The organism is Enterocloster aldenensis (assembly GCF_003434055.1).
Lineage (GTDB): Bacteria > Bacillota > Clostridia > Lachnospirales > Lachnospiraceae > Enterocloster > Enterocloster aldenensis.
Window position 1 is genome coordinate 38,735 of record NZ_QVEX01000001.1, and the last position, 14,393, is coordinate 53,127.

Annotated in this window: 10 protein-coding genes; all 10 read right to left on the reverse strand. The window is 51.2% G+C overall.

Going from position 1 to position 14,393, the window contains the following annotated elements:
* Positions 1–3: 3 nt before the first annotated feature.
* Positions 4–900 (reverse strand): carbohydrate ABC transporter permease, encoded by an 897-nt coding sequence (locus DWX59_RS00150; protein ID WP_117555296.1) that lies wholly within the window; start codon positions 898–900, stop codon positions 4–6.
* A gap of 123 nt (positions 901–1,023) precedes the next feature.
* Positions 1,024–2,379 (reverse strand): ABC transporter substrate-binding protein, encoded by a 1,356-nt coding sequence (locus DWX59_RS00155; protein WP_117555297.1) that lies wholly within the window; start codon positions 2,377–2,379, stop codon positions 1,024–1,026.
* A gap of 213 nt (positions 2,380–2,592) precedes the next feature.
* Positions 2,593–4,125: a response regulator transcription factor gene (locus DWX59_RS00160; RefSeq protein ID WP_117555298.1), complete on the reverse strand. Its 1,533-nt coding sequence runs from the start codon at positions 4,123–4,125 to the stop codon at positions 2,593–2,595.
* Positions 4,100–5,956 (reverse strand): cache domain-containing sensor histidine kinase, encoded by a 1,857-nt coding sequence (locus DWX59_RS00165; protein ID WP_227116629.1) that lies wholly within the window; start codon positions 5,954–5,956, stop codon positions 4,100–4,102. The genes DWX59_RS00160 and DWX59_RS00165 overlap by 26 nt, the downstream gene beginning before the upstream one ends.
* Positions 5,934–7,130, reverse strand: a complete 1,197-nt coding sequence (dgoD, locus tag DWX59_RS00170; RefSeq protein ID WP_459208978.1) for a galactonate dehydratase — start codon at positions 7,128–7,130, stop codon at positions 5,934–5,936. Before dgoD ends, DWX59_RS00165 begins: the two co-directional genes overlap by 23 nt.
* A 216-nt stretch (positions 7,131–7,346) precedes the next feature.
* Positions 7,347–8,909, reverse strand: coding sequence for a xylulokinase (locus DWX59_RS00175; RefSeq protein ID WP_117555300.1), 1,563 nt, complete (start codon positions 8,907–8,909; stop codon positions 7,347–7,349).
* Between the two features lie 33 nt (positions 8,910–8,942).
* A complete protein-coding gene (locus DWX59_RS00180) occupies positions 8,943–10,913 on the reverse strand; it encodes an oxidoreductase (protein WP_117555301.1) in 1,971 nt (656 codons plus the stop codon).
* Between the two features lie 9 nt (positions 10,914–10,922).
* Positions 10,923–11,978, reverse strand: coding sequence for an NAD(P)-dependent oxidoreductase (locus DWX59_RS00185; protein ID WP_165642290.1), 1,056 nt, complete (start codon positions 11,976–11,978; stop codon positions 10,923–10,925).
* A gap of 5 nt (positions 11,979–11,983) precedes the next feature.
* Positions 11,984–13,204: an MFS transporter gene (locus tag DWX59_RS00190; RefSeq protein ID WP_117555302.1), complete on the reverse strand. Its 1,221-nt coding sequence runs from the start codon at positions 13,202–13,204 to the stop codon at positions 11,984–11,986.
* 26 nt (positions 13,205–13,230) lie between these two features.
* A complete protein-coding gene (locus DWX59_RS00195) occupies positions 13,231–14,376 on the reverse strand; it encodes an iron-containing alcohol dehydrogenase family protein (RefSeq protein ID WP_117557107.1) in 1,146 nt (381 codons plus the stop codon).
* Positions 14,377–14,393: the final 17 nt, after the last annotated feature.

Below are 14,393 nucleotides of genomic sequence, written 5' to 3' on the forward strand. Positions count from 1 at the left end.
TTCTCAATCTTTTTTCCTGCCCAGGACTTTGTTCTGCAGCATGGTGATGATGAACACCATCACAAAAAACGCAACGGACATGGCTGCCGCCCGTCCCATCCTCCGGTTTGTAAAGCCTGTCTCATAGATGTAGTGCACAATGGTCCTTGTATGGGTACCGGGACCGCCTCCCGCCATCAGGTAGGTCTGCCCGAACAGTTTAAAGGAGGCGATGGTCTGGAGCATGATTACCAGTACCGTGGTGTCCTTTAGCATGGGAATCGTAACCGAAAACAGCATCTGCCGTGAATTGGCCCCGTCAATCCTGGCTGCCTCGTAGATGTCCTCCGGTATGTCCTGAAGCCCTGCCAGGAAAAGAATCATGTTAAATCCAACGGTCCACCACACAGTGGTAATCAGGATTGCCAGCCATACCAGCCATTTTGTATTGAGCCAGTACATTTCCCCAATGCCCAGTACATTGGTAAGCTGTGTCACAAGGCCGGTGTAAGGCTGGAAAATAAAAATCCAAAGGCCGGTCACCACGGACATGGACAGCACATAGGGAGAGAAAAAGCAGGTCCTGATAAAAATGGTGCCCTTTAACCTGGAGTTGATGAACATTGCAAAGATAAAACCTACCAGGACAATCGTAGGCGTGGAGATTACCACAAAAAACAAGGTATTGAACATGGCCTGCCAAAATCCTTTGTCCTGAAACATCGCAGCATAATTCTGGATGCCGATAAAAAATGTCCTGCCGCCCAGTGTCGCATCAAACAGGCTGAGTTTCATGCCCTTAAGGATGGGGTACAGGAGAAAGCACAGGAAAAAGAGCAGGAACGGGATGATAAAGCACCACGCCGTTATGTTCTCCCTCACCGCATTCTTCCGCTTGATTGATTGATATGACTTATCCATGGAATGCCTCCGATTTCGTTGCTGTTAAGTTCCATTGCTGCCTTTTTTAAAACTGCTGCAGTATTACCTGCAGCAGTCTCAAAATATATGTTCCTAACCCGGTACTTCCATTTTCCCGCCGCCCTATCTGTTATAGGAATCCAGAATCTCCTGGAACTGCTCCTGCATATGGTCCATGGTCGCCTGCACGTCCTGCTCCCCTGCAATCATGGCAGCCAGTTCCCTGTAGGTCATTTCCGTAAGGCCGGCCACGCCGCATACCTGGGGATAGAATTTTGCATAGTTTGCGGACTCCGCATAGTTTTCCCTGTAGGGAAGGGCCTTGAATTCCTCGGATTCCATGACGGAGGTCCTGCTGGGAATGTGGCCGGACTGGGCCCATTTGCCAGTGTTATCCGTAATCCATTTCATGAATTCCATGGCAGATGTCTTTTCCGCATCCGTAAGATTGGCGTTCTTAGGAATCACCAGTGTATGGGAATCCGCATAAACGGATTTGGTGGTGCCTAACTGGGGGAATGACATTGACACGAAGTTCAGCCCATTGGTTCCCTCAAAGGTGGGGATTGCCCAGTCACCGTTGATGGTGGCCACCGCCACATTGCCGGTAAACAATTCCGCGCCGTTCTTCTGGTTCTTGGGCCAGATCTCACTGTCCACCATCCGCATCATGATTTCCAGCGCCTTTCTGTTGGCATCGCTGTCCAAGGTGGCGGTCCTGCCGTCAGCATCGCACACATCGCCGCCAAACTGGGTCAGCAGGGTATACCACACATACATGGGAAGCCCGTTCATGGAGGTTCCTGACAAAGGCATCTTGCCGCTGTCCGCCTTTACTTTTTCAAAATATTCAAAGAACGCCTCTTCCCCGTCCGGCACAATGACTGTCCCGTCGTCTTCTAAAAGGCCCATCTTCTCAAATTCATCTGTGTTGAAATGCATCAGCAGCAGATGGGTATCCATGGGCATGCAGTAGTGGGTGCCATCCACCTGGGAAGCTTCCTGAAGCCGTTTGGTAAACCCGGTCCAGTCCACGGAGGCGTCTGCTGCCAGGCTGTCCAAGGGTTCCAGCAGTTCATCGGTCACATACTCCTTAATCCTGGTAATATGGTTGACCGCCACCGTGGGAGCGGAATCAGATGTCATGGCTGCCAGCAGCTTTGTATAGTATTCCTCTGATTTGATGATCATGAATTCCACTTCCGTGGTGGGGCTTTGGGCATTGAACTCATCCACAAGGGCTGTCATGATATCGCCGTCCCCGCCTGAGAACGGGGCCCAGTAGGTTATTTTTGTCTTTTCCCCGGACGGGGCCGCGGTATCCGCTCCCTCTGCCGCCTTACTTGTGTTTTCCGTGGCCTCGGACGCCCCGCCGCCGGAGGCTGCGCCCTGTCCTCCTCCACACGCTACCAGTGACGCCGTCATGGTCCCTGCCAATACCAATGCTGTCATTTTTTTTACAAGGTTTCTTTTCCTCACGTCTGTTCCTCCTTTTTTCTCTGGGCAGTAGCCGGGGCGGGTTTGGGAATCCATTTACGCCCCAGGGGATTTCCCCAATAAAAAGACCTGCCACAAGACAGGTCTTTTCCATTCCCAGGATGCATGTTCCTAACAACAAGAGCCATCTCATTTGATGAGATAAGCATACCATGTAATCCACACACCGTAAATTTGACTGTTTTAATAAAAGTGTCAATTCTTAAACTGATTTTTCCCATTTGTCCGGATATATTCCCCCGGACTCACCCCCGTATATTTCTTAAATACTTTTGTGAAATATTTCACATCCGGAAAACCGCTGGCCTCGGCCACCTCATAAATCTTAAGCTTTCCCTCACTGAGCAGGCGTTTGGCCACATCGATGCGTATCTGGGCCCGGTAGGTGGTATACTTGATTCCCAGTTCCTTCATGAACAGGGTGCTCAGGTATTCCGGGGTCACATTCATGCGCTGCGCCATCTCATCCAGGGGCAGGTCGCTTTTATATTCCCTGTCCATGATTTTAAGCACCTGGTTGATGATCGGGTGGTTGCCCGACCTGAGATTCCTGGTATACTGCTCATACTGCATCAGCACGTTCAGGATAAGCTGGGGATAATGTTCCAAAAACAGGCTGTCCCTGACCCATTCCAGGATATTCAGGTTGCTTATATTCTCATACAGCCCATAGCTGGCCTTGCGTATGGCATACAGGACAGCGGCCGTCAGGCAGATAAGGGCTTCCCGGATATCGGTGTAGGAATAAACCTTCTGCTTGAGATACTGAAGGAATTCTTCCAGGCAACCTTCCACCGGCGATATATCCCCCTCATTGATGCAGGTAATGATCTTCCTCTCAAGTTCCGAGGGATAGCTGAATTTCTGTGTCTCAATCCGGTTTATCACCTCCTCTGTGAGAACCGCCGGTTCCCCCACGGAAAGGTTCCAGTTGGTCATATCCAGGAGCCGCTCCCTCTTTGCCTTTATCTCATCCGACCCCTTAAGGCAGGTTCCGGCAAAAACCAGATAAGGGTTAACCTGTTCCCTGCACCGCCTTACTGCCGGGTTCAGCCTCTCATTCATCCCCTCCTCATATCCATGGAGCAGGATATAATTTTCCTTGTGCCGCGCCTCCCTGCACACGCAGGATTCAATTCCCGGCAGCGCCTGTCCCAGTTCTGCCACGATCCGCTCCCAGTCGGCCTGTACCACCCGGTTCTCTCCCCGTATGAGGAGAAGGAAGTTCATGTCCCGGGATTTGAACCGTTTCTTCCATTCCGCCTCGAATTTGGACCCTGAGAATCCCTGCATGAACAGCGCCCGCTCCAGGATCTGCTCCATGTCCATGGATGAGGTCCTGATGTTCTGCGCCTCCTCCTCAATGGCTGTCCTGACCTTGCGCAGGGATTCCTCCAGTATTTCCTTTGTAATCGGCTTCAGCAGATAATCCATGCTGCCCAGGCTGATGGCTTCTTTGGCGTACTGGAACTCCGCATAACCGCTGAGTATGATATAACGGCAGGCCAGTTTCTCCTCATTCAGCGCTTTCATCATCTCCAGCCCCGTCATGCCGTTCATCCGGATATCCGTAATGATGATGTCCGGGCGCAGTTCCATGGCCATACGGATCCCCTCTTCCCCGCTTCTGGCCTGGCCGGCAATCTCATACTCCCCTCCCAGCTCCGCAATCAGGTTTGATAATCCTTTTAATGTCTTCCATTCATCTTCCACTATCAGTATTTTCACGAATCTCCTCCTGATCTGACCTCATGCATTGCCTGGGTATCACGGTTTCAATGGTAGTGCCTTTCCCCTCGCTGCTATCCACATGGATGGAGTAGGCGGACCCATAATATAAATCCAGCCTTGCCAGCACGTTGAGGACGCCGATGGAATTCCCTGCATTCATCCTCCGGACAAAAATAGCTTCCATCTGTTCCTTGGACATCCCCTGTCCATTGTCGCTGACAATGAAGGCCAGGCGTTCCTCATCCTGTTCCCGTATCTGGACCTTGAGCAGGCCTCCGTGCTCCACATCCGCCATCCCGTGAAGGATGGCGTTCTCAATGAACGGCTGGAATATCATCTTATGGATCTTGCAGGTCTTCACCGACTCCTGGCACTCTATCACATACTCAAAACTGTCCATGAAACGTACCTTCTGAAGGTATAAATACCGCTCCAGATAGGAAAGTTCCTCGGAAATCATGACAATCTGGTTGCTCTTCTGGATCTGGTAGCGGAGTATCTGGGCAAATTTGCTCAGCATACTGCTGATTTCCTTCTGGTCGTTCTCAATGGCCAGCCAGTTAATGGAATCCAGGGTATTGTAGATGAAATGCGGGTTAATCTGGGCTTCCAGCGCCCTGATTTCCGCCTCCTTCTCCCTGATACCTGACTCCTTCACCATCTGCATCTGTTCATTGACCGTGTTCATCATGATGTTGAAATGGGTGGCAATCTGGCTGATCTCATTTTTCTCATCCCTGTGGATTCCCACCTTTGCGTTCAGTTTGCCGCCCTGGACCTTATTCATCGTGTTGACGATATCCGTAATGTATTTGGACATTTTCTTTGACACGTACAGTACTGCCCCCAGTACGGCCAGCGCCAGCAGGAATGAAACAGCCAGCACGGTCTTCTGGATTTCGTACAGCCTGTGATACACATAATTCTCATCCAGCACGCTGTACATCCTCCATCCGGTGGACGGGACCTCCTCCATAAGCACCATATGCGGGCTGTCCGGATCCATCCTGTCTTCCTCCTCAAAGTACCCGTCCACAAAACTGCCTATGACTTCTTTATCATAGTGGGAAATAATCCTGCCGTCAGCATCCGTAATCAGCAGGTAATTGATGTCCCTGTCCCCGCTCACCTGGCCGTTGGCGCATATCTCGCTTAACACATTTTCCTCAATGCTGATTATCCCCGTCCCCACCTGGCGGTTGGTATAATAGTCCATGATCTGCTTTCCGTAGGAATACACATAGTACTCCCGCGTCCCCTTCCGGTCCAGATACTGGGTGGGCATCCATTTCCCCTTAAGGCCGCCGTTGTCCTCAAAAATCCCCTGGCTGAAATACCTCTGGTGCAGGCTGGATATCTTGGGATTCAGCAGTTCCACTTCCTGGCGGTCATAGCCATAGCTTATGTCCGATATGGTGCGGATGGACATGCTGCGCACCTCGGAACGGTAGGTGAGGAACTCCTTCATGGTTTTATCCAGCTCTGACTTTATCTTCCACTCATTCTCATCATTCATGCTGTTCAGTGCATTTACCGCCATTATGAAATCCGTGTCCCGGAACAGCTCGTCAATGGCCTTCTTGTAGCCTTTTAGGGAGGTGTCCAGGTTCAGGGTGGTCTGGCGCAGGGAGTTCTGGTAGGATTCCTCTATCTTCTCCTTCATGAACCTGCGCATATAGGAACTGCTGAGTCCCTGTACAATGACCATCTGGAACAGGAATACCCCCATGAACACCATGGTAAGCTGCCTGGCAAATGTCTGTCTTTTCCAGATATGTAATATACCCTTCATGTCCTGTTCCCCGTCACCACTCAGCCACGGAGCCATCCTCATGCCTCCAGACCGGGTTCTTCCAGTTATGGGGCGTCCGGTTCTCCTCAAGGACCAGTTCCTTATTGACCTCAACGCCAAGTCCCGGCTTTGTGGGAAGCTTGACATAACCGTCCACAAACCGGAAATCCTCCGGATTATCCACATAATCCAGCACGCTCCTGCCCACATTGTAGTGGATTCCCATGCTCTGTTCCTGGATGACCGCATTGTAGCAGGTGGCGTCCACCTGCAGGCAGGAGCTGAGGGCAATGGGACCCAATGGACAGTGGGGTGCCAGGGCCACATCATGGGCTTCCGCCATGGATGCAATCTTTTTTACCTCTGTGATGCCCCCTGCATGGGACAGGTCAGGCTGGATGATATCCACGCCGCCCATCTGGAACAGGCGCTTGAAATCCCATTTGGAATACAGCCTCTCTCCTGTGGCAATGGGAATCTGGCAGGCAGCTGCAATCTCGCGGAAGCATTCCATGTTCTCGCAGAGCACCGGCTCCTCGATGAACATGGGGTCGTAAGCCTCCAGCTTCTTAGCCAGGATTTTAGCCATGGGCCTGTGCACCCGGCCGTGGAAATCAATGGCAATGCCAAAATCCTTCCCGCAGCTTAAACGGATTGCATCCACCCGTTCCAGTACCGCGTCAATCTTATCATAGCTGTCAATGAACTGCAGTTCCTCCGTGGCATTCATCTTCACTGCCGTGAAGCCCGCCTCCATCTTCTCCCTGGCCGCCGCCCCCACATCCGTTGGCCGGTCGCCGCCAATCCAGGAATATACACGCATCTTATTCCTGCAGCTCCCGCCCATCAGTTCATGGACCGGCGCATTAAAATATTTGCCCTTGATATCCCACAGGGCCTGGTCAATACCGGAAATAGCGCTCATCATCACGCCTCCTCCCCGGTAAAAGCCGGCCCGGTACAGGACGGTCCAGATATCCTCAATATGGGCCGGGTCAGCCCCAATCAGATAATCCTCCATCTCATGCACACAGGCCAGCACCGTGCCTGCATGTCCCTCCAGCACAGCCTCTCCCCAGCCGCTTAACCCTTGGTCCGTGATAATTTCCACAAATCCCCAGCGCGGACGGACAAAATACGTGTTGATTTCCTTAATCTTCATATAATCCCTCTCCTTTCCCAACAGGTTCACCCCATCTGTAAATTGCATTATCCACACAACACGTGGCATCATTCAAAATATCACACAAAAATCCCCATGTCAATTTTTATCTATATTCCGCTGTCCAGGGGGGCTTTTGGCATCAAATTGCACAATGGTCATTGGATATGCAGGGGCAATCCCCATAAAGTAAAAAAGCAGGGCTTATCCATACCATGATAAGCTTCCTGCTTTTACTGTCCTGCCCCATCCACCCAGTACCATTCACATGTCCAGGCGTTCCACCACGGTACGCAGCCTCCTTAGGTCCTGGTCTAAATGGAGGAATATTTCTTTATAAAACGGATAAATCTTTTCGTACCGATCCACCCATTCCTGATCCGGTTCAATCACCTCATCAATTTTAACCAGCCGCTCTGCGGCCTCTGACAGATCAGGAAATACGCCCAGCTTATGCCCTGCAATTAGAGCATCGCCAACCGGCACATTACCTGACCTCTCATCCAGCACATATACAGGCATGTCCAGTACGGCTGCTTTAATCCGTGACCATGTCCGGCTTTTTGCCCCGCCTCCTGTAATACGCAGCATCCCTGCGCCCGCGCCTGCTTTACCGATTGTCTCAATCACATGACGCAGTGCAAATGCTGTCCCTTCAAATACAGACCGCGCCATCTCCGCGCGCGTGGTGGAAATGGACATGCCGATAAACATACTCCTGGCATAATCCTTCCAGATTGGCGCCCGCTCCCCCATGAGATAGGGATAAAACAACAGACCTCCTGAGCCAGGATCTGCTTCCAGGGCCAGCTCGTTCAGGTAGGTATATATATCCTTTCCCTGCTCCTTTGCAGCAGCGCGTTCCTCTGCCGCCATGGTTTCAATATACCAGTTAAGCGCCAGGCCCGTGGTGGTAATAGGAGCGTCAAATACCCATGGCATGCCTGTAATGGCACAGGGCTTGGTCACAACCGGAAGATCCGGCGCGCTCTTCACATCGCTTCCCACAAATACCAGGGAACTGGTACCCGAGGATTCCCCGGCCTCCCCCAGCCGGCTCATCCCCATGGCGTACATGGATGCCATGGCATCGGAACATCCGGCTATCACAGGTATCCCGCTTACAAGGCCTGTCGCATCTGCCGCTTCATCTGTCACAAAACCAATGATTTCATTAACCAGCTTTAACGGCGGCATGACCGAATCCAGGTCAACGCCTATGACGTCTCCAATCTCGGATGCCCAGTCCATGGTGCTTATATCCAGACATTGCGTACGTGCTGCCTGGTCAATATCAATCGTCCTTTTTCCTGTGAGCTTAAAATTAATATAGGAACTGGCCTGCATGAAGGAGGATGTCCTGGCAAACAGCTCCGGTTCATTCTTTTTAAACCAGAGTATCTTGCTTGGCAGGAATCCTGCCCCCGGCCTTCCTCCCACCATATTCACAAAACGCTCCCATCCAATGGTATCCACTATACAGTCCAGTTCCCCGCCAGAACGGGTATCCTGATAGGTCAATGCATTCCTTAAGGGAACGCCGTCTTTATCCACCGGGAGCATGGTGACCGTATGGGAACTGATTCCGATTCCCCTGATCCGCCTTACAACCTCCATACCCGCCTCTTCGCACAGGGCGCGGAATATCTCCACGCTGTTTTCCCACCACCGGCCTGCATCCTGCTCCTGCATACCTGGTCCGGGACAGATAAAACAATTGGGCCTTGAAGCTTCTGCTGCCACTGTTCCGTCTTCGCCAATGATGACAGCCTTAATATTGGTTGTTCCGCAATCCATTCCCAGCAGATAATTTTCTACTTTGTTCATATCCTAAGCCCCCTTTCGGTATTACGACATCCCTTATACCCTAAGCGCTGCATAATAAGCCTGATTGATTGCATGGTAAATCATGCCAACCTGACTGCAGTCACCCACAATATAATACTCATCGACCAGTGCGCACAGGGCATCCACCTTGTCATATGGCGCCCTAAAGCCCAATGCACAGACCACACTGTCAGCTTCCACTGTAAAAACAGTACCATCGGTTTCACATACCACACCTTCCGGTACGATTTCCTTTACCTTTGTATTTACATAGATATCTGCCGCCTTTTCCACCTGCGGCATGAGTCCGCCCCGGTAAAATGAGTTGACTTCCGGCGCAACCTCCTGCTTCATCTCTATAATAGAACACTGCCTGCCTTCATGGGCAAAGGATATAGCTGCTTCAGCCCCCACCAGGCCTCCGCCCATAATGGCTATTTTCTTTCCAAGCTTTTCAGGATGGAGTTCTGCTTCAACTGCCATGATTACATTGCTGCCATCCATCCCTTTTATCGGCGGTTTCAGTTCATTGGAACCAATGGCCACAAAAAGGGCATCCGGCGCCATTACCTTTATATAATCCGCAGTCACTTCGGTATCCAGCACAACTTCTACACCGGCTGCCTTCACCCTGGACTCCAGGACATGGCAGAGTTTTTCAATGTCCTTTTTAAAGAATGGCGCTGCAGCAGGATGCAGGTTCCCGCCCAGGCGTCCTGCCTTCTCTACCAATGTTACCATATGTCCCCGCCCAGCTGCCGTAATTGCTGCTTCCATTCCCGCAGGACCCCCGCCCGCTACCAGCACCCTTTTTTTCTTTCCTGGCCGCGGCAAGGGGAATTTGCAGGCCAGCTGCTGCCCCATGGTGGGATTTACCGTACATTTGACTGTCTCGCTTTTACCTGTCTCACCAAAACATTCGTAGCATCGCAGACAGGGCGTGATATCTTCTTCATTGCCTTCCAGCGCTTTCTTTGGCAGATACGGGTCAGCCAAAAGGGCGCGGCCGATTTCCACAATATCTGCCTGGCCGGAAGCAATGATTTCCTCCATCTGTCCCGGGTCATTCAGGGAACCAACACAGGCAACCGGCTTTTTCACATGCTTCTTGATTTCCGCGGCCAGATATACATTGACCCCTCTGGGATAAAATGCCGATGGATGGGTCCGGCAGAACATGGCCGGATCCTCATGGTTCCCACAGGAAATATTAAACAGATCCACCTTGGGTTCCACCATACATGCCACCTTAATATACTCCTCCAGGCCGATGCCTGAACCGGTCATGTCATCACCGTTCAGCCGCAGTTCAATGGGGAATCCCGGCCCAACACTTTCCCGCACCGAATCAAGTGCCATGCACAGGAATCTGGCCCTGTTTTCCAAAGAACCCCCAAACTCATCCGTCCTCTGGTTCAATACCGGAGAAAGGAACTGGCTGAACAGCCAGCCATGGGCCGCATGTACCTGCACCATGTCAAAGCCGCAGTCTTTGCACAGCTTTGCCCCTGTACCGTAGGCTTTTACAATCTCCATGATTATTTCTTTTGGCATGGACTTCACAGGCCCTGCCGGCATCATGATATCGCTGGGTCCGTAAGCCACCTCGCATGTATCATGTTCCCCTCCCACGCTGGCAAGTCCGCCGTACATTCCGCCGTGGGACAGCTGGATGTTAGCATATGCGCCTGCGTTATGGATAGCCCTTGCAGCCTCTGCCATGCCCTGCTTCACACCATAGGAATCCAGCTGAAGCTGCTTGTTATGGGATTTTCCGGTTGCCGAATGGACAATGGCCTCCCCATATGTCACAACCCCTGCGCCGCCCATGGCCTTTTCTTCCAGATAAGCAATCATCTCCGGGGTAAAGTGGCCTTGCGTCGTAATCATGCTGGGACTGGTCGGCGCTGCTATGATTCTGTTCTTCAATCTTATATTACCAATTCTAAGCGGTGAAAAAAGGGATGGAAACCTTTCACCTTTCCTGAAACATGTCTCCCCCATATGCCCTCCTTACTTTTTAACCTTCCAGATATATTTTCTTGGCTCACCCTTTATATATGCTATAATTTCTTCTCCCATCATGGTACCGGACCAATTATCCACATCCGTGGTCAGCCCCGCCATATGGGGAGTCAGCACCACGTTCCTCATGGAAAGAAGAGGATGGTTGGCCGGGATTGGTTCCTGCCAGTATACGTCAAGGGCGGCACCTCCGATGGTTCCTGCCTGCAGGGCCTCCACCAGGTCCTTCTGGTCAATTACAGCCGCCCTGGCCGTATTAATCAGATAGGCTGTGGGCTTCATCCTGGAAAACCAGTCTTTGTTAACAATTCCCCTGGTTGACTCAAGTACAGGCAGATGGATACTGACCATATCACTTTCAGAAAGCATGGTCGCAAGATCCACTGCCCTGGAGCCGTCTGCTTCGATGCGCTCAGCCGGCATGTAAGGATCGTAGGCAAGTATCTCCATACCAAAGGCCCTGGCCCGTACCGCAACCTCCCGTCCAATGGCACCATAACCTGCAATGCCTAATTTTTTACCATATAACTCAAATCCAATCCCATAATCCGTAAACGGATGGTTCTCATCCAGGGGGCCCCATACAACATTCTTCACATCCGGAACATCATATATATCCTGGACCGCCTGCCCCAGATGTTCTCCTTTTTGCAGTCCTGTACCGGCAAGACAGATTTTTCTTGCAGCACATATCATCAGGCCGATATTAAACTCAGCCACCGCCACACGGTTCCTGCCCGGCGTATAGGAAAGCTCCAGTCCTGCCTCTTCAATCGCGCGGTAATCCACGGTTGCCGGGGTGCCTTTGGCCACTCCCATAAACTTCATGCCTGAATCAGCCCAGGCCTTGATGGTCCCTGCTCCCGCATATTCGTCACCCAGTACTACCAGTTCATGACCCATGCACTCTTTTCTTGTCTGTTCCTCTGCCACATTTCCTTTTCCATGCTTTAATTCACCGCAGACAGTAATGTCACATTGCTCATTGATGAATCCCATGAATTTTTCCGGGATTGGTGTACATAATGCCATTTTCCTCTTCATTCTAATCACTCTCCTAATTTGATTTTATCTGCATGTTCAAAACATGCATGTGTTCCCATCTTCACAAATCCTGCAAGGACTGCTGCCAGGAACATCCCCACCGCTGCAGCCACATACACATGTGTGGTTGTCACAGATTTAAAAACAGCAAAAGAAACCGCATTCAATACCACGGGCGATATAAACTGCCCTATGCATTGGGCACATCCGTAACATGCTGCTGCCATGGCTGTTGCAGCAGGCAGGACCGCGCCTGACACCTCAACCATTGCTGTTGGGACAAATATACCCTGGGATATGCCGCAGAACACAGCCCCAACCGCCAGCATCAGATAGTCGGACGGAAATGCTGCCAAAATCAGGCTTCCCACTGTAAAACTCACCATGGCAGCAGGCAGGGCTGCTTTTTTGATAAGACGTGTAATCCTGCCCAGTACAAGACCCACAATGATCTGTGTCCCTGAAAAGATTCCTGTAATGCTGCCTGACGCACTGCTGTTACCTGCCAGTCCTCCACTCATATGCATTGCGATATTGGTGGTAAAGGAAATCAGGAATAGGAATTCCAGCATCCCCAGAAGGCATATCATGAACACTGACCGGTTGAGTCTGATGGATTTTGTACCGTCCCCGGGTATCCTGCCTGTTTTCTCCCTGTACGCTTCTCCCGGATTGGTTTCCGGCAGGAAAGCTGCCAGCACGATCATGGAAATAAATCCAATTATATTCACAAGATAAGACAAACGAAAGTCCAGGCTTCCAAGGGCGCCTCCAACAGCAGAAACCACCACCATCCCTCCTCCGATGCTGGCTGCCTGGATTCCCATGGCAGAGACACGCTCATCACCCTCAAAAAAACGGGCAACCACTGCGGTGTTAAGGGCGAGCGCCAGCCCAAGGCTTATACCGTATATCATCCTGCAGGCAAACAGCAGAGGAAAGCTATCACACAAAAAGGGGGTGATGCCGGCCGCCCCTGCCAGGAAACTTCCGGATACCAGCAGCTTCTTCATGCTGATTTTCACTGCAAGCCAGCCGGATATCAATGAGAATACCATTGCAGTCAGCGCAGGTCCTGTAATCAGCATCTGTACCAGGCTGATATCCACGGCCGGATAATGCCGGCTGATCTGCCCCAGCACAGGAGAGACACTGAACTGTAGTCCCTGGATAAAGGAAACGCTGGCAATGGAACAATATATCTTTACTTTTTCTATCCTGTTCAATCCCCTTCCCCTTTCCTTTCTACTGTTTAAAATGCTTTTCGCAGGATTGCCAGTATGTCTTCCTTCCCCACATCCTGCCGGGGATTAAACCCTAATACGGGTTCGCGCATGGCTTCCTCTGCCAGCATATCTAAATCCTGCTCCGTAATGCCCTGTTCTGACAATGTCTTTATCCCCAGCTTCTGAACCAGATGTAACAGTTCGCCTGCAAGCAGATATTTGTCATCCTCCATATTTCCTGACATTGTCAGGCCAATGGCCCTTGCCAGCTCCGCCATTTTTTCCGGACACCCATCTGCGTTAAATTCCATCACATAGGGCAGGACTGCCGCATTGGCCATTCCATGGGCAAGATGGAAATGGGCGCTCAGTGTATGGGCAATGGCATGTACCAGGCCCAGGTTGGCATTGGAGAACCCAAAGCCTGTAATGACGCATCCCAGCATCATCTGTTCCCTGGCCTCCATATCTGCTCCATCCGTTACGGCTCTTGTAATATTCCGGTACAGGATTTCCAATCCTTTTATGGAATTGTACTCCGTCAGCGGATTGGACCTATTTGAAATATAGCTCTCCACTGCATGTGTGATTGCATCCAGCCCTGTGGCAGCTGTCACGGAGGCCGGCACGGTCCTGGTAAATTCCGGATCAATGATAACCTTGGAAGGAACCAGTTTATCATCAATCACCACATACTTTACAACCTTTTGGGTATCTGTCAGCGCACTCACATTGGTGATTTCACTGGAAGTTCCGGCTGTGGTAGGGATGGCCACCAGGGGAAACAGCGGATGCCTAACTTTGCCAATTCCCGCATAATCGCCAATGGATCCGGGATTCGTCATCAGCACATCAATGGCCTTAGCCAGGTCAATACTGCTTCCTCCGCCCACTGCAACAAATGCGTCCACTCCATTACACCTGGCCAGCCCGGCCGCCTCCTCCACCACTTCGTTGGTAGGATTGGGGATGACACCGTCAAATACAACATAAGGGATACTGGTTTCTTCCACCATGGCTAAGACCTGTTCTGCAATGCCTGCCGCCTTCACGCCTGCATCATACACAACCATGACTTTTTTTGCGCCATATCCCTTTAAGATTCCCGGAAGTTCTTTGACAGAATCCCGTCCAAATACAATGTCACTGTTTACATAGAACCGATATGCCATTTTGTCTTCCTCCCTGT